Source organism: Blautia sp. aa_0143, assembly GCF_004167315.1.
GTDB classification, from domain to species: Bacteria; Bacillota; Clostridia; order Lachnospirales; family Lachnospiraceae; genus Blautia_A; species Blautia_A fusiformis.
Genome location: NZ_RCXU01000010.1, coordinates 70,455 through 88,629, shown reverse-complemented (window position 1 = coordinate 88,629; position 18,175 = coordinate 70,455). Strand labels below are relative to the sequence as shown.

15 protein-coding genes are annotated in these 18,175 nt (G+C 43.5%); 14 read left to right on the top strand and 1 reads right to left on the bottom strand.

Annotated elements, in window-relative coordinates:
• Window positions 1-8 precede the first annotated feature (8 nt).
• The 10 genes from EAI83_RS06670 (at window position 9) to galE (ending at window position 11,832) form a co-directional block, all read left to right on the top strand.
• On the top strand, window positions 9-878 hold the full coding sequence (locus EAI83_RS06670; RefSeq protein ID WP_021652256.1) for a patatin-like phospholipase family protein: 870 nt from the start codon (window positions 9-11) through the stop codon (window positions 876-878).
• Between the two features lie 84 nt (window positions 879-962).
• Entirely contained in the window at window positions 963-3,977 is a 3,015-nt protein-coding gene (locus EAI83_RS06665) for a translation factor GTPase family protein (protein WP_129974813.1), read from the top strand.
• Between the two features lie 216 nt (window positions 3,978-4,193).
• Complete coding sequence (locus tag EAI83_RS06660) at window positions 4,194-4,727, top strand: CarD family transcriptional regulator (protein WP_110102861.1); 534 nt, start codon at window positions 4,194-4,196, stop codon at window positions 4,725-4,727.
• Window positions 4,715-4,867 (top strand): hypothetical protein, encoded by a 153-nt coding sequence (locus EAI83_RS17210; protein ID WP_015527341.1) that lies wholly within the window; start codon window positions 4,715-4,717, stop codon window positions 4,865-4,867. The genes EAI83_RS06660 and EAI83_RS17210 overlap by 13 nt, the downstream gene beginning before the upstream one ends.
• Window positions 4,864-5,364, top strand: coding sequence for a transcription elongation factor GreA (gene greA, locus EAI83_RS06655; protein WP_015527340.1), 501 nt, complete (start codon window positions 4,864-4,866; stop codon window positions 5,362-5,364). Before EAI83_RS17210 ends, greA begins: the two co-directional genes overlap by 4 nt.
• A gap of 286 nt (window positions 5,365-5,650) precedes the next feature.
• Window positions 5,651-7,471, top strand: coding sequence for a Na/Pi cotransporter family protein (locus tag EAI83_RS06650; protein WP_129974812.1), 1,821 nt, complete (start codon window positions 5,651-5,653; stop codon window positions 7,469-7,471).
• 158 nt (window positions 7,472-7,629) lie between these two features.
• Window positions 7,630-8,304, top strand: a complete 675-nt coding sequence (locus tag EAI83_RS06645) for a winged helix-turn-helix domain-containing protein (protein ID WP_044961949.1) — start codon at window positions 7,630-7,632, stop codon at window positions 8,302-8,304.
• On the top strand, window positions 8,301-9,656 hold the full coding sequence (locus EAI83_RS06640) for a sensor histidine kinase (RefSeq protein WP_021652264.1): 1,356 nt from the start codon (window positions 8,301-8,303) through the stop codon (window positions 9,654-9,656). The genes EAI83_RS06645 and EAI83_RS06640 overlap by 4 nt, the downstream gene beginning before the upstream one ends.
• Before the next feature lie 143 nt (window positions 9,657-9,799).
• Window positions 9,800-10,723: a sugar phosphate nucleotidyltransferase gene (locus EAI83_RS06635; protein WP_021652265.1), complete on the top strand. Its 924-nt coding sequence runs from the start codon at window positions 9,800-9,802 to the stop codon at window positions 10,721-10,723.
• Between the two features lie 92 nt (window positions 10,724-10,815).
• Entirely contained in the window at window positions 10,816-11,832 is a 1,017-nt protein-coding gene (gene galE / locus EAI83_RS06630) for a UDP-glucose 4-epimerase GalE (protein WP_015527335.1), read from the top strand.
• Window positions 11,833-12,020: 188 nt separating this feature from the next.
• Here the strand turns inward: galE and EAI83_RS06625 are convergent, their stop codons facing one another.
• On the bottom strand, window positions 12,021-13,130 hold the full coding sequence (locus EAI83_RS06625; RefSeq protein WP_118368683.1) for a tyrosine-type recombinase/integrase: 1,110 nt from the start codon (window positions 13,128-13,130) through the stop codon (window positions 12,021-12,023).
• Window positions 13,131-13,441: 311 nt separating this feature from the next.
• On the opposite strand from EAI83_RS06625, the gene EAI83_RS06620 reads away from it, so the two are divergent.
• The 4 genes from EAI83_RS06620 (at window position 13,442) to EAI83_RS06605 (ending at window position 18,038) form a co-directional block, all read left to right on the top strand.
• Entirely contained in the window at window positions 13,442-14,677 is a 1,236-nt protein-coding gene (locus EAI83_RS06620; protein WP_161206345.1) for a zinc ribbon domain-containing protein, read from the top strand.
• Between the two features lie 334 nt (window positions 14,678-15,011).
• The gene (locus tag EAI83_RS06615; RefSeq protein WP_059086096.1) at window positions 15,012-15,836 is read left to right on the top strand and encodes a DUF4422 domain-containing protein; all 825 of its coding nucleotides are present in this window, start codon (window positions 15,012-15,014) and stop codon (window positions 15,834-15,836) included.
• Between the two features lie 11 nt (window positions 15,837-15,847).
• Window positions 15,848-16,882 carry a glycosyltransferase family 2 protein gene (locus tag EAI83_RS06610; RefSeq protein ID WP_118368685.1) on the top strand — a complete coding sequence of 345 codons (1,035 nt, stop codon included), beginning with the start codon at window positions 15,848-15,850 and terminating at the stop codon, window positions 16,880-16,882.
• Between the two features lie 31 nt (window positions 16,883-16,913).
• Window positions 16,914-18,038, top strand: a complete 1,125-nt coding sequence (locus tag EAI83_RS06605; protein ID WP_118368686.1) for a glycosyltransferase family 1 protein — start codon at window positions 16,914-16,916, stop codon at window positions 18,036-18,038.
• The last annotated feature ends 137 nt before the right edge of the window (window positions 18,039-18,175 follow it).

The window sequence follows — 18,175 nt, the reverse complement described above, 5'->3', positions numbered from 1 at the left end:
ACAAATAAATGAAAGAAACACAATTGAAAAAATTCAGTATCGTTATGGAGGGCGGCGGTATGCGAGGCTTGTATACCGCCGGTGTGATCGATGTTCTGATGGAAAATGAGATTTATGCGGACAGTGCGGTGGGCGTATCGGCTGGAGCTGTTTTTGGATGCAATTATAAGTCCAGGCAGATCGGAAGAGTTCTTCGCTATAACAAAAAGTACTGCAAGGATAAAAGACTTGCAAGCATCCGGAACTGGATCACCACAGGAGATGTATACAGCCGGGAATTCGGATATTATGAACTGCCCTGGAAGCTGGATATTTTTGACCGTCAGACCTACGCGGAAAATCCCATGAAATTTACAGTGGTGTGTACGGACCTGGATACAGGAAAACCGGTGTATCATGAATGTCCCAACGGAGATGTGGAGGATATTGAATGGATGCGTGCGTCTGCATCGATCCCGGTAGCCTCCCGACCGGTGAAGCTTGGGGGAAAGAGACTTCTGGACGGTGGTGTGTCTGATCCGATCCCGGTTAAGTGGATGCTTTCCAGGGGATACGAAAAAAACGTAGTGGTGCTTACCAGAGATGTGAAGTACCGAAAAAAAGCAAACCCGAAGATGCAGCTTTTTCTGAAAGCAGTATTACATAAATATCCGGCTTTTCTGAAGGATCTGGAGGAACGGCATATCCATTATAATGAAACACTGGAGGAACTGGCTTCTCTGGAAAAAGAGGGGCGCGTTCATATCATCCGTCCGAGCAGTCCCATCCAGGCGGCGATGATCGAGCGTGATGAGAGCAATCTGGAGCGGATCTACCAGACAGGAAGAGCAGATATGAAAAAGGATCTGGAGAAGCTGAAAGCCTACCTGGATTCCTGAATCACAGACCGAAACAAGATTCGACTTATACCCCTTTCTATGTTATGATATTGGATATCATTACAACAGAAAGGGGTATTTTCAATGGGAGAAAAACCTCAGAATATAAAACACAGACATATAAGCCTGGGCGTGCTTGCCCATGTGGATGCAGGAAAGACGACATTATCGGAAGGCCTGCTTTTTAAATGCGGAAGGATCCGGAAAATCGGAAGAGTCGATCACAAGGATGCGTATCTGGATACCTATGAGCTTGAGAGGGAGAGAGGAATCACCATTTTTTCAAAGCAGGCAGTTTTTTCCATGGGGGATATGGAAGTGACACTTCTGGATACACCGGGGCATGTGGATTTTTCTGCTGAGATGGAGCGTACCCTGCAGGTGCTGGATTATGCGATCCTGGTGATCAATGGCGCAGATGGTGTGCAAGGGCATACACAGACATTGTGGAGACTGCTGACACAGTATAAGATCCCAACATTTCTTTTCGTAAATAAAATGGATCAGGAAGGAACAGACAGGGAAAGACTTCTTGAGGAGCTGAAGAAGAAATTAAGCGGATGCTGTGTGGATTTTAGTGGAGAACTGGAATGCTCCGGTGCAGAAGCAGCAGGGAAAAAGGAGAATCCTGTGGATAACTCCGGGAAATCTCCGTCAGCTGAAGGAATGCAGCTGAAAGACAACGCCAATGAAGCAGAAAAAGAGAATATATTCGAAACGCAGGGCGTTTCTGATAAAATAAATGGAACTGATGATTTTCTGGAAAATATCGCCATGTGTGAGGAGAACCTTCTGGAAAGCTTCCTGGAAACAGGAACGATCACAAAAAAGGACGTGGCAGAGCTGATCCTGGAGCGAAAGCTTTTTCCATGCTTTTTTGGATCTGCCTTGAAGATGGAAGGCGTAGATGCTTTTATCCATGGAATGGAGACCTACATGGCAGTACCGTCCTATCCCGCGGAATTCGGAGCCAGGATCTTTAAGATCGCCAGAGATGAGCAGGGAAACCGTCTCACTTATATGAAGATCACCGGCGGCAGCCTGAAGGTTAAGGAGACGCTGACCAATGCAGGAAGAAATGGTATTCCGGCAGAGGAGATCTGGGAGGAAAAGGCAGATCAGATCCGTATCTATTCCGGTGCAAAATTTGAAATGCTCAAAGAGGCAGAGGCAGGAACCGTCTGTGCAGTTACAGGTCTTACCGAAACATATCCGGGAGAGGGACTTGGCATTGAGGCGGATTCTGCCATGCCGGTGCTGGAACCGGTACTGAATTATCAGATCATCCTTCCGGAGGGCTGTGACGCCCACAGGATGCTGAAAAGCCTGAAGGAGCTGGAGGAGGAAGAACCGCAGCTTCATATCATGTGGGATGAGCAGCTGGGAGAGATCCACGCCATGCTGATGGGCGAGGTACAGATCGAGATCCTGAAGCATCTGATCTGGGAGCGCTTTCATGTGGCAGTAGAATTTGGGACCGGTAATATCGTATACAAAGAAACCATTGCCGCACCGGTGGAAGGCGTGGGACATTTTGAACCGCTTCGTCATTATGCGGAGGTACATCTTCTTCTGGAACCGGGAGAGAGAGGAAGCGGACTGCAGTTTTTTACTGCGGCAAATGAAGATCAGCTGGATCGGAACTGGCAGCGGCTGATCCTGACACATCTGGAGGAAAAAGAGCATCTGGGAGTCCTTACCGGATCACCCATCACCGATATGCAGATCACACTTCTCACCGGGCGGGCACATCAGAAGCATACGGAAGGTGGAGATTTCCGGCAGGCGACCTACCGTGCTGTGCGCCAGGGCCTCAAGAAAGCGGAGACAGTTCTTCTGGAACCCTATTACAGCTTCCGACTTGAGGTTCCGGCAGAAAATGTAGGCCGTGCCATGACGGATATCCAGAGGATGCAGGGAACCTTTCAGGGGCCGGAAACCCAGGGAGAGCTGTCGGTGATCACAGGAAGTGCGCCGGTGGCAAAAATGAGGGATTATCAGAGCCAGGTAGTTTCCTACACAAGAGGCAGAGGTCATCTGACCTGTACTCTGAATGGCTATGAACCCTGTCAGGATCAGGAGCAGATCGCAGAGGAGATCGGATATGATTCCGAGAGAGATCTTGAGAATCCTACAGGCTCTGTATTCTGTGCCCATGGAGCAGGCTTCGTGGTTCCCTGGTATGAGGTAGAAGAATATATGCATCTGGAAGGAGCTCAGCTTCCGGACAGTAATGATGCCTATGAGGATTCCGACAACAGCTTTGCAGGAGTGCGTTCAGTTCAGGGAACAGCCAAAAACAGTCCGGATCACAGAACAGCCAATGCCGGCCGTGGAAAATATACCTCCATGTATGGAAGCTACGAAGAGGAAAAAGAACTGAAGGCAATCTTTGAGAAAACCTTTGGTCCGGTGAGCTCAAAGAGATACAGCAGTAACAGCCGAAGCTTCGGAAATCCGGAAAGCGGAAGCAGCTTTTCCGGGAAGGGAGGCAAAGGTGCAGCAGATTCCGGCCTTCCGGCAAAATCCGGTCACGGCGCCTGGAGAAACAGCAGTCCGGCCATCCACAGAGAGGACTATCTGCTGGTGGACGGCTGCAATATCATATTTGCCTGGGAGGATTTAAGAGATCTGGCACAGGCAGACTTTCATGCGGCACAGTCCAGGTTAATGGATATATTAAGCGATTATCAGAGGATCAAGGGCTGCATCCTGATCCTGGTATTTGATGCCTACCGTGTGGAGGGCCATCCGGAGGAAACCTTCCAGTATCATAACATTCATGTTGTCTATACAAAAGAAGCGGAAACTGCAGACCAGTATATTGAACGCACTGTCCATAAAATCGGACGGAAGCATAACGTGACAGTTGCCACATCAGACGGACTGGAGCAGATCATCATTATGGGACAGGGAGCCGCCAGGATCTCAGCGCGCGGATTCAAAGATGAGATCGCTTCCGCAAAACAGCAGATGAGAGAAGAATGGCAGGAGCGCAGGGACAACAGCAAAACCTATCTCTTTGACAGTATGACACCGGAACTGAAATCTCATATGGAAGACATCCGTCTGGGAAGAAAGAAAAAAGAAGAATTATAACAAAAAATACATGCCCTCATTGTGGGCATATTTCACAAAAATAAAAAAACTTTTTGAATTCTTTTGCAAATAAATGGGAAAAGTAGTAAAATAAGGATAGAATCCTCAGTGAGAAGCTCCTTGTCTGGATATATAACCTGGCAGGGAGCTTTCATTAGAGCACAATAAGCGCCAGGATAACAAAAGAAAAGTAAAAAAATGAAAGGAAGTGGAAAAATGTTTGAAACAGGCGAATATGTTGTGTATGGTCGTACCGGCATCTGCCAGGTAACAGGAGTTACCACAATGAGGGTGGATGGTTCCTCCGGCGAGAAGCTTTATTATGTACTGAGGCCCGGAGGAGAAACAGATGGGAAGATATTTACACCGGTGGAAGGTGGAAAGCAGGTGCTTCGCGGAATCATTACGAGGGAAGAAGCGGAGAGGCTTATCGATGAGATCCCATCCATTGAGACACTGAGTATTGAGAATGAGAAATTCCGGGAGGATAGCTACAAGAAATGCATCCGTACCTGTGAATGCAGAGATCTTCTTCGGATCATCAAGACGATCTACGTCAGAAAACAGGCCAGATTATCTCATGGCAAAAAAACAACCGCTACAGACGAGCGGTATCTGAAGCTTGCAGAGGATCATCTCTATTCTGAATTTTCCATGTTACTGGATATCCCCAAAGAACATATGGCAGATTATATTGAACAGCGAGTACACCAGCAGGAGGAAGCCGAAGAACAGGTATGCGCTGTTTGACAAAGCAGAGCGTATCTGCTATGGTATTTCCGGTAACCTTCCAGAAATCCTGTATCTGTGACAGAAGCTTCACAGGAAGTGGAGAACAGATCCAGGATCAGTCTGAATGTTATAAAGAAAAGGAGATGCCAGAGAAATGAGAGAACAGCTTACCCGCAAGGATGTTGAAAAAATAGAGCAGGAGATCGAACACCGTAAACTGGTAGTACGTAAGGAAGCCATTGAGGCGGTCAAGGAGGCACGTGCCCAGGGAGACTTAAGTGAGAACTTTGAGTATTATGCAGCCAAGAAGCATAAGAATCAGAACGAGAGCCGCATCCGTTATCTGGAGAGGATGCTGAAGACGGCATCCATTGTATCCGATGCTTCCAGATCTGACGAAGTGGGAATGGACGATATCGTGGAAGTTCTTTTTGAAGAAGATAATGAGGTGGAGAAGTACAAGCTGGTTACTTCCATCCGCGGAAATTCCATGGAAAACCGTATCAGTATTGAATCGCCTATCGGCAAGGCACTGCGCGGTCATCGTGTAGGAGACCGGGTGGAAGTAAAGGTCAATGATGATTACAGTTATTACCTTGTAATAAAATCCATCGACAAGACCGGATCTGAGGATGAGGAGATCCGCGGATTCTGATCACAGATCGCAGGGCAGCTCTGCTCATGAGCATGCAGCTCAGCGGAATGAGAATATCCGCAGCACAAAACACATCATAAGAATAAAAATCACTGTACGATATATAGGACAGAGAGATCCTGACGGGAAATCGGTTTCCCGTAACAGGATCCTCTGTTTTATTTTTTTTACACAGATTTTACATTCCAGTGGGGAAAATTTTACAATAGGCCGCTATTATGAAAATCGTTGAAATGAGAAAAAAGGAAATCAAACATATCAAAAAGAGAAAGTGAAGGAGAGTATTATGGATTTTTTCAGCGTACTGGCATTGCTTGGCGGCCTTGCTATTTTCCTTTATGGAATGAACTTAATGGGAGACGGGCTTGCGAAGGTTGCAGGCGGAAAGCTTGAGCGGATCCTGGAGACACTTACCTCCAATCCCATCAGAGCCGTTCTTCTTGGAATGGGTGTGACTGCAGTGATCCAGTCATCCTCGGCAACTACCGTTATGGTCGTTGGTTTTGTAAACTCGGGAATCATGAAGCTGTCCCAGGTTGTGGGAATCATCATGGGTGCCAATATCGGTACTACCGTAACCTCATGGATCTTAAGTCTTACAGGTATCCAGAGTGATAACTTTATTATCCGGCTTTTTAAGCCGACGTCATTTTCACCGATCTTGGCACTGATCGGCGTGGTTCTGATCATGTTTACAAAAAGCCAGAAGAAAAAGGACGTGGGAGCGATCTTTGTAGGCTTTGCGATCCTGATGTATGGAATGAATGCCATGAGCGGAGCTGTGGAACCTCTTGCAGAGGTACCGGAGTTTACCGGAATGCTGGTGAAATTCTCCAATCCGATCCTTGGAGTTGTGGCCGGAGCAGTGCTGACAGCGATCATCCAGTCGTCCTCCGCATCGGTTGGTATCCTCCAGGCACTGTGCCTTACCGGAATGGTACCGTTCAGTGCAGCACTTCCTATTATCATGGGACAGAATATCGGTACCTGTATCACTGCGATCCTTTCAGCCATCGGAGCCAGCAAAAACGCAAAACGTGCGGCTATGGTTCATCTGTATTTCAATCTGATCGGAACCATGCTGTTCATGGCAGTATTTTATGCGATAAATGCAGCAGTACATTTTTCATTTATGGCACAGGCAGCGACTCCGGCCGGGATCGCGATCCTGCACAGTGCCTTCAATATCACGGCAACTCTTGTTCTTCTTCCGTTTGGAAAGGCTCTGGAGAAGCTTGCCTGTCTTACTATCCGCGACAGGAAGGAAGAGGAGGAGAAGGTGGCAGCAGATCCGGATTTCATGATCCTGGAAAGCCGTTTTCTGGAGAAACCTGCATTTGCAGTTGAGCAGAGCAGGAATGCAGCGAAAAAAATGGCAGAGGATTCTCACAGAACTCTGTTTACCGCCCTGGACCTTCTGAAGAATTTCAGCGCAGAAGGAAAGGCTCTGGTGGAAGAAGCAGAGAAAAAGGTAGACCGTTATGAGGATGAACTTGGAACCTATCTTGTAAAACTGAACCAGAAGGATCTTTCCGTTCATGACAGTCACAGTGTTTCCATCATGCTCCACTGTATCGGTGATTTCGAGAGGATTTCCGATCACGGTGTGAACATCATGGAATCCGCACAGGAGCTTTATGAAAAAGGCCTGAAGTTTTCGGATAAGGCGCTGGAAGAGTTACGTGTCATGGAGCATGCGGTGGAAGACATTGTAGATATTGCTTACAAGGTTTACGAAAATCAGGATGTGCAGCTTGCGAGAGAGATCGAGCCACTGGAGGAAGTGATCGATGAACTCAGCAAGGAACTGAAGTACCGGCATATCCAGAGACTTCGCGCCGGAGAATGTACTATTGAAATGGGATTCATCCTGTCCGATGTGACTACCAGCCTGGAGCGTGTGGCAGATCACTGTTCCAATATCGGTGTTTGTGTGACACAGGTTCATGAAGATGCTTTTGATACACATCAGCACCTGAAGCAGATCAAACATGGGCCGGACGAAACCTTCTACCGTGCGCTGGAGGTGATCCGGAATCAGTATCAGCTTCCGGAAATAAAGGATGAGCCGGCGGCAGCCCAGATGGCAGCGGCAGGCAGCCAATAAAAAGATATCGAAATAATGCTATGCCCTGGTTATCTGTATCAGCAGACGGCCAGGGCTTGTGCAGTAAAAAGAAAGCAGTTATACTGAAGGCATGGAACAAAAAAGATCAGACGATTATGAAGTGCCAACGGCAAAAAAACGAACAGAGAGGATATAGAATGATCTACTGTGTGGAAGATGAGAGAAATATCAGAGAGCTTCTTGTCTATACCCTGGAGACAACAGGCTTTGAGGCAGAAGGTTTTGAAACCGGGGCAGAACTTGACACAGCCATGAAAAAAAATATGCCGGAACTGATCCTGCTGGATATCATGCTCCCGGGTGAAGATGGGTATAATATTTTGAAACGACTGAAAAGTGATACCAGGACCCGGGATATCCCGGTGATCATGGTCACAGCCAAAGAAGCGGAGTTTGACAAGGTAAAAGGTCTGGAGGGCGGCGCAGATGATTACATCACCAAGCCCTTCGGGATGATGGAATTTGTAGCCAGGGTCAAAGCGGTCCTTCGGCGCTGCGCAAGGCAGAGCGAAGAGAGGGAGCTGCATTGTAAGGGTCTTCGTGTCAATGTGTCCCGTCACGAAGTCAGCTATCAGGGTGAGGTGAAGGAGCTGACCAGAAAGGAATTCGAGCTTCTGGAATATCTTATGGAGAACAAAGGACTGGTCATGTCCAGAAACCAGATCCTGTGCCATGTGTGGGGCTATGATTTTGACGGAGAAACAAGGACTGTAGATGTTCATGTACGGACTCTCCGACAAAAGCTGGGGGAGGCCGGAAATCTGATTGAGACAGTGCGTGGCGTGGGATACCGGATCGGAGATCATGTATGAAAAAGAAAATTCTGCATCATACAAGCATTATGATCATTTTTGCTGTTCTTGTCACGTTTCTGGCAGCAAGTGTGGTCACCTACAGTAAATTAAACACATACATGCAGCGGGGAGTCCGTGAGGAAGCGCAGTATATCTGCCTTGCCATGGATGAGTATGGAGATTCCTTTCTCACAAAAAAGCTTCGGACAGTATCATCAAGTCGTGTGACTCTCATCCGTAAAGACGGAACCGTTCTCTACGATTCTGAGGCCTCTCCGAAAAAACTGGCAAATCACAGTGATCGTCCGGAATTTATACAGGCAGAAAAAAATGGAAAAAGCGAAAGTATCCGTTATTCAGAAACCTTTGCAAAAAAGACCTTTTATTATGCGGTGAAGCTGGATGACGGAAACGTGCTCCGTGTAGGAAAAACCGTAGACTCCATATATTCCACATGGATCTCAAGTCTTGCTGTGCTGGGACTTCTGATGCTCCTGGTACTGATCCTGGAGTTTGTTTTTGCACAGAGACAGACCAGAGAGCTGATCCGTCCGGTCAACGATCTGGATCTGGAGCATCCGCTGAACAATGTGTGCTATGAGGAGCTGCGTCCCCTTCTTGTGCGGGTGGATGAACAGAACCGGCAGATCCGGCAGCAGGTAAAAGAACTGAAGGAGGCAGAGGAGATCCGGAAGGAATTTTCTGCAAATGTTTCCCATGAGCTGAAGACCCCGCTGATGTCCATTTCCGGTTATGCGGAGCTTATGATGAACGGCATGGTTCCGGCAGATCATATACGGGAATTTTCCGGAAGGATCTACCATGAATCAATAAGACTTTCCAATCTGGTAGCGGATATCATCCAGCTTTCCAGACTGGATGAAAGCAACAGTGAGGTTCCTTTTGAAGAGGTGGATCTTTATGAGCTTGCGGAAGACGTAAGAAATAATCTCAGACATCCTGCCGGAAAGAAAAATATTTTCCTTGAGCTTGCCGGAAGTGCAGAGAAGATCAAGGGTGTCCGCCATGTACTCTATGAGATGCTTTTTAATATTGCAGACAATGCAGTTCGCTATACAGAACAGAATGGTCATGTGCGGATCATGGTAGGCAACCGGAAAGGGCATCCGTTCTACTGTGTGGCAGATGACGGGATCGGAATCCCGAAAAGTGAACAGGGAAGGATCTTTGAGCGCTTTTACCGGGTAGACAAAAGCCATTCCAGACAGACCGGCGGAACAGGTCTGGGGCTTTCCATTGTGAAGCATGGAGCAACGCTTCATCATGCACAGATCAACGTGGAAAGTGAACAAGGAGTTGGAACCAGGATGGAGATCGTTTTCCCGGAGAATACTTCTGACCGAAAATAAACTGAAAATAATCAGTAGGATTTCACGGTGAAGTGTAGTATAATAAAAAAAGGTTCAAAGGCCGGTCGGATGAGAATCTGACCGGCTTAAAATATGTATGGGAAAAAATCCCTGTATTTCTAAAAATCAGGAGGAACAAAATTATGAAAGAGCCGGTTCTGGTAGTAATGGCAGCAGGAATGGGAAGCCGCTACGGCGGACTGAAACAGATCGATCCTGTAGATCAGGAAGGTCATATCATCATGGATTTTTCCATTTATGATGCCGTACGTGCAGGCTTTAAGAAAGTGATATTCATCATAAAAAAAGAGAATGAACAGGATTTCCGCGATGCCATCGGCGACCGCTTAAGTGACAAGGTGGAGATCGTTTATGTGCATCAGGATCTCAACAACATCCCGGAAGGCTTCCAGGTTCCGGAAGGCCGTGTGAAGCCATGGGGAACCGGACATGCGGTATTAAGCTGTGCCGGAGAGATCGACGGACCGTTTGTAGTGATCAATGCAGATGATTATTATGGAACCCATGCCTTTAAGATGGCGTATGATTTCCTGATCCAGGCCCAGGAGGACACCGTACCTGCCCAGTATATGATGGTAGGCTACCGTCTTGAGAATACCCTGACAGACAATGGCTACGTTTCCAGAGGTGTCTGTGAGACAGATGAAAATGGATATCTTGCAGATATCAATGAGCGAACACACATTGAGAAACGTGACGGCGGAGCAGCCTACACAGAGGACGATGGAAAAACCTGGACAAGTCTCCCGGGAGAGACTCCGGTATCCATGAACATGTGGGGCTTCACCGGCGGATTTATGAAAGAACTGGTAAAACGCTTCCCGGTATTCCTTGAAAAGAGCATCCCGGAAAATCCTCTGAAATGCGAATATTTCCTTCCGTTTGTAGTTGACGAGCTCCTTCAGGAAAAAAAGGCAGCAGTCAGGGTCCTTACCACACAGGATAAATGGTACGGAGTGACCTATAAAGAGGACAAACCGGTAGTGGTAGCCGCGATCCAGAATCTGAAGGATCAGGGACTTTATCCGCAGGGACTCTGGGATTAAGTAGTAAATCTGATTTTCTGCTATTGTGGAAACAAAGGAACAGTGCTAAAATAAACAGGAACAGTTAGATCCAATAGAGGAGGAGAAAAACTATGGCAATTTTAGTAACAGGTGGAGCAGGATACATTGGAAGTCATACCGTTGTAGAGCTGCAGAGCGCAGGATATGATGTTGTAGTAGTTGACAATTTATGTAATTCCAGTGAGAAGGCTCTGGACAGAGTATCCAAGATCACAGGCAAACCGGTGAAATTCTATAAAGCAGATATCCTGGACCGCGAAGCATTAAATGAAGTTTTTGACAAAGAAGAGATCGACTCCTGTATTCATTTTGCAGGACTGAAAGCAGTTGGTGAATCTGTTGCCAAGCCGTGGGAGTATTATGAGAACAATATCGCAGGAACCCTTACTCTTGTAGACGTGATGAGAAAACATAATGTTAAAAATATTATTTTCTCTTCCTCAGCAACCGTATACGGAGATCCGGCAATGATCCCGATCACCGAGGAGTGCCCGAAGGGACAGTGTACCAACCCATATGGCTGGACCAAATCCATGCTGGAGCAGATCCTTACAGACATCCAGAAGGCAGACCCGGAGTGGAACGTAGTTCTTCTTCGTTACTTCAACCCGATCGGTGCTCATAAGAGCGGAACCATCGGTGAGAATCCAAATGGTATCCCGAACAACCTGATGCCATATATCACACAGGTAGCAGTAGGCAAGCTGAAAGAGCTTGGCGTATTCGGAAACGATTACGATACACCGGATGGAACAGGTGTCCGTGACTACATCCACGTAGTAGACCTTGCCAAGGGCCATGTAAAAGCTCTTAAGAAGCTGGAAGACAATTCCGGATTAAGCATCTACAACCTTGGAACCGGAAAAGGCTACAGTGTTCTTGATATCGTTAAGAACTTTGAGGCAGCTACCGGCGTCAAGATCCCATATGTGATCAAACCACGCCGCCCAGGCGACATCGCAACCTGCTACTCCGATGCAACCAAAGCAGAGAAAGAGCTTGGCTGGAAGGCAGAGAACGGAATCCGCGAGATGTGTGCAGACTCCTGGAGATGGCAGAGCCAGAACCCTAATGGATATGAGGCTTAAGGAACAGAAAGCTTAATTACATAAAAACATAAAAGCGATATAAAACACGGCAGACAGCCCCGGAGGGATGTCTGCCGTGTTGTTTTTTTGAGGGTAAAAAAGTCGCTTATCATTTCCATAAGCGACAAACAGACCGGAAACCCGTATAAATGCGGACTTCCGGCCTGCTTTGACCATAATTCTGACTGCTAATAGTTCAGCTTTTCCATGCACTTCTGCTTTTGTTTTATGCTGCTGTGCACATAAATATCCATGGTGATCTTGACGGACGAATGTCCCAGAATTTCAGAAAGTGTCTTGCTGTCAAATCCCATTTCCGTACAACGGGTGGCAAAAGCATGCCGGAGAGAATGAATGTTGATACTGGGAATTTCACATTGCTGAAGGAGCTTCTGGAATTTACGCTGTATATTTCTGGGCTCCATACATTTACGATTCGTACCCGTCAGCAGGTATGAATCAGGTTCAGCAGCAATCCGCTTCATTTTTTTCAATAAAAAATCAGGGATTGGAATATCCCTGATGGATGAGACTGATTTAGGAGGACCTATCATTAAAACGGTTTTGGGTTCGTCATCAGATTCACCAGAATAATCAAGATTTTTTATCCGTGAGATCGTTCGCCTTATATGTAGCAGCTTTTTATCAAAATCAACATCTTCCCAACGGATGCCGCTAAGCTCGCCAACGCGGATCCCTGTATAAATACATAGCAGGATGCCGATGGGAAATTCTGAGTCCTCAGCAGAGAGAACTGTGATCAGCTTTGTGAGATGTTCATGAGAAATAAGCTGAAAAGGACTGGTATTTATTTTGGGATACCGAAATTCCAGCTGTGAAAGATTCAGATACCCCTGTTTTTCACCATAGCGTAAAATACTGTGGAACAAAATCAGAAGATTTTTGATGGTACGTGGCGAAAGCCCCTGCTGTTTCAGCTTTTCAGAGAAGGCATATACGGAAGCAGAAGAGATGTATTTCAACGGCATATCACCAAATTCCGGAAGGATATGTGTATCAAGAAGTGTTTCGTAGCAGGCATAGGTGCTGAGCTTTACAGCATAACGCATGGATAACATCCATTCTTCACTGAGGTTTCGAAATACATAACACTTTCCCGGAGAGTTTTGAAGATTATTCTGACATAAAACAGCCAGCTTTTTCTTTTTTACAGCCTCGTATGTACGACCATACAGATATCCGTACTGGATACGTCCATTATGGTCACGACATTTTTCATAGCGAGCCTCCCATCTTCCGTCTTTCCTTTTTCTGATATTTTCCCCTTTTCTAGGCATAATCGTAGTCTCCTTTTCGCACTATTATAGCAAAAGTCTGACCATTTTTGTGACCACTGATAAGCGAAAAAAAGAAAAATTTGTCGTATATAAAAAAATTTAACCGAAAAAAACTGCATTTTTGGTCGAAAGTGGTGCATTTTTCGTATCTTGACAGTGACAGGGTGCAATGCTATTATTGATTAAGATTCAAAAACTATGCAATTTGAGAGAAAATCACCTGTCGCTTATGGAAATGATAAGTGACAAAAATAATAATTTAGATAAGTTATATTATAATGATTTTTCTTTGCGAAAAACGGAGAACCAAAATGAAAGAACCGGAAACCGGCAAAAAAGAAAACACCGGAAAAAGCGGCTACAGCATCACAACCTGGCGACTGCATCTCTGGTGCAGACATCCGGAATGGCTGCGTACCACACAGGAATTTTATAACCGGATCGCTGAATTTTATTACAACCTGCTTCTGGATCATACGGATCTCTGGGAAATGGGAAGCCAGCAGACTTTACGCGAGCTGGAAATCATGAGCATTCCGGGGCGAGGCGGACGCATACCATCAGATCCTCTCCCCTGGAAAAAGGTTCCGCTGTATTTTCGAAGAGCAGCAGCCAATGAGGGAATTGCTTCAGCCAAAAGCTATCTCAGCCGTTTTGCCCAGGATGAGAAGATCGGCAGAGCAGAGAAACTAAATGCAGCAGTTACTTATTACAAAGGAATGTATCAGGATTTTTCCGCTAAAGAGATCACGTTGCGTGTCTGGACAGGAGACACATGGACCTGGATGCATTGCCGGCTGTCAGGCAGAGACTTTCCGGAAAACGCCAGACTCATGTCACCATCCGTAGTTTTTGAATACAAATATGACATGCTGCATGTTCCAGTACGTCAGAACAATGAAAATACAGCAACCGTACGTCAGAGGATGCAGGCAGGATGCAGGATACTCTGTATTCAGTTTACAAACAGTGATGCCTTTGCGGTAGGCGTTGTTCTGGACGGAACCGGTCAGGAGATCGCAGTGAAGTTCTGGAAAGGCGGAAATGAATACAGCCACCATTGCAGAAAGCTTCTGGAAAAGATCCAGAAGTCCCAGGAAGCAACCGGAGGCAGACAGACAGGCAGAGTTGATCAGAAATACTGGATGCATCTGAAACATCTTTCTGAACACTATGGACACCAGGTCACAAGCCAGATCTTACGTTTTGCCGTAGAGCAGGACGTTTCTGTGATCGTACTTCCACGTTATAACCAGGAATATTCCAGAAACGTCATGAAAGGCTCAGGAAACTGGGGCCCGCTCCACTTAAGTACCAGGATCCGCCAGTATCTGGACTACAAAGCATGGAAAAACGGAATCATCGTTATCGAAGTCCACGCCACCGGCATCAGCACAAACTGTGCCAGATGCGGCGCAGAAATCATTCGGACTGACATCAGAACAGAACTATGCTGCTGCGCCAATGGACATCAGACGAACCGATATCTGAATGCTGTGAGAAATCTCGGGAAAAAGTGCCTGACACAGTTTGGACGCGGAGCATGAAGGGAAGAACAAAAGAAACAGAACAGAATATCAGTATGAAAAGCGAGCAGGTGGATTGACCTTATGGCATGTCAGAAAACAGATGTCATAAGGTCAGTGCATCGGCTTTGCCGTGCTGACAAAAAGAAAGCGAAAGCAAAACACGGTGTATATCAGTGATAAACACCGTCGGGTTGAATACCGCCTGTCGTGTGTGCGCCTGAAGAAGGGATGGGCACGGCGAAGAATGTGCCGGCTTTTGAGTTGGGGAGTGTATTCGAAGTTATGAAAAATAAAAACTTGCATATGGAGGATGAATAGAAAAAAGAGAGAAAGCATGTAAGGAAATATTGAAATGACGAAGAATACGCCTACAGTAAAAATTATAGTAGCAACACATAAAAAATATGAAATGCCTCAAGATGCAATGTATCTTCCACTGCATGTTGGTGCAGAGGGAAAAACAGATCAGAATGGAAATCCGCTGGATTTAGGGTATCAAAAAGATAATACAGGAGAAAACATTTCAAACAAAAACGCTGCGTATTGTGAGCTTACAGGCTTATATTGGGCGTGGAAAAATCTTGACACGGATTATACAGGATTGGCACATTACAGACGCCATTTTGGAAAGAAAACCAAGGCACCATTTGAAGGTGTTCTTACGTATAATGAGTTGCGCCCAATGTTGGAAAAATATAAAATTTTTGTACCTAAAAAAAGAAAGTATTATATAGAAACCTTATATTCCCATTATGAACATACACATTATGCATCTCAATTAGATATCACCAGAGAGATAATCGCTGAAAAATATCCCGACTATCTGAAAAGTTATGATGAAGTTGTAAAACACACTTACGGATATATGTTCAATATGATGATCATGCAAAAAAGATATCTGAATGATTATTGTGAATGGTTATTTGATATTCTCTTCGAGTTAGAAAAACGCATCGATCCACAGGAATTATCAGCATTTCAGGGGCGATTTTATGGAAGAGTAAGCGAGATAATATTTAATGTGTGGCTTGATGGTGAGATTAAACTAGGAAAAATTAAGAAAAATGAGATTAAAGAGTTGCCTTACCAGCATATGGAAAAGATTAATTGGTGGAAAAAGAGTACAGCGTTTTTAAAAGCTAAGTTTGTTGGAAAAAGATATGAAGGGAGCTTTTAAATAAGAGGATTATGAATGAAAAAATATTAATTTCATATATTATTCCAGCATATAATGCGGCTGATACATTAGAAAGAGCTGTGGAAAGTATTACACATACTTGTAACATGGAGAAATGTGAAATATTGATTGTTGAAAATGGATCAACTGATTACACCAATAGTGTTGCATTAAAATTAATTCAAAAATATGGAGAAAATGTTAAACTAATTCATTCGGAAAAAGGAGTGTCAAGAGCTAGAAATGAAGGATTGAAAAACGCCAGAGGAGAATGGATTGTCTTTGTCGATGCAGATGATTATATAGTATCTAAAAGCAAAAAATATATTTACGAAGATATATTAAATGCTAAAGCGGATTTGTATGTATATAGTTACGAGATTGGTAATAGAGCAAATTATATAAACAATAAAGAAGAGAAAACATATTATTTTAATGACTCTGCAGAAAAAATGAAGTTGGAAATGATCGCAAATCCAACAAAATTCATGCAGGTTTGGGGAAAGATTTTTAGGAAAAGCATTATTTATGAAAATAGAATTGGCTTTAATACAAAAATGCAGCTTTCAGAGGATAGTGATTTTACATTACATTATTTAATGCATTGTTCCAGAATTAGCATAAGTGATACGATATTTTACCATTATTCTATAGACAATGAGTCTACGATGAGGAGTAACGCAGATAAAAAAGTACTTCAATATATTGAAGCTATGAATATAACGAGTAAGTATATTAAAAAACAACATGAAAATGTACAATTGGCATTTAATGATTATATTTTAATGCATTTAAATATAGCCTGTGTTAGAGGTATATTTTGCGTTAATAATAAAGAAAATTATGTAAAAAAAATAGAGCATATAAAAAAAATTATAAATACACCTGTATTCAAAGATGCGATAAAAAAGTTCCATATAAAGAATAATTTTTCAGCGAGAACATTGCCTGTTTTTTTTATGAAATATAAATTGGTTCATATTGCAAGTATCATATATATTGTGCGGGCATATCAAAATTATATTTACGAAAAAAGTAGAAATTAAAATAGTCAAACATTAAATTGTGAGGAAACCTATGTATAAAATATTAGTTTTTGGTATGACAGAAAATCCAGGTGGGGTAGAGAGTGTTATTATGAATTACTATCATTACATGGATAAGAATACCTTTCATTTTGATTTTTTATGTAATTCATATAATAAAATCGCTTTCGAAGAAGAAATTATTTCCAATGGTTCACAAACCTTTCATTTTCCTGCGAGAAGTAAAAATTATAAAAAATACAAAAAAGAATTAAAAAATTTTTTTGAAAATAATGCCTCTAAGTATGATGCAATATGGGTGAATGTGTGTAGTCTTGCCAATATTGATTATCTGAAAATGGCAAAAAAATATGGGATAAAAAGAAGAATTATACATAGCCATAATTCTCAAAATATGGATAGCAGGTTAAGAGGAATTTTACATAAATATAATAAAAAAAGAATTGCTTATTATGTAACGGATTTTTGGAGCTGCTCAAAAGAAGCTTCGGAATGGTTTTATGATTCTTCAATAATAAAAAAATCTATTATTATCAGTAATGCGATAGACGTAGAAAAATATTGTTTTGATGATGTGAAGCGAAAAAAATTGCGGCGAGATTTGAAGTGGGAAGAAAATTATATCATAGGAAATATAGGAAGGTTGCATTTCCAAAAAAATCAAATGTTTATTTTAGACATATTTGAAAAACTTATAAAAAAAGAACCAAAAGTAAGATTGATTTTAATAGGTGATGGAGAAGACAGGACAAAGCTTGAAAAAGAGATTGATAAAAAGAAACTAAATAAGTATGTATATATGGCCGGAATTCAGAAAGACATATGTGGATGGTTGAGTACATTCGATCTGTTTTTGTTTCCATCTAAATTTGAAGGCCTCAGCATGGCTGCGATGGAAGCTCAGGCAAATGGAGTACCTATGTTAGCATCTGACAGTGTAATTCCTAAAGAAGTTAAAATTAATCCATCATTTATATTTTGGAATTTGGAAAATTCAGCGGAGTCTTGGGCAGAAGAAATTTTAAATATCAAAGAAAATATAAACCGAGTGTCCCAAAAGGAGATAGTGGATAATTTTACAATGCGAGGATACGAAATTCATACTGAAGCAAAAAAATTAGAAAAAATATTGTTGAATGGTGTGGTGAACAAATAAGTTTAAAAATAAAAGAAACAGTAGTGGAATAATGGACTGATAAAGAGAAAATATAAAAAAACAATCAGACAATAAGGCTATTTCTATGAGACGTTTAATAGGGAAGAAAGATAGGAGCGCGTTTTATGGATATATAT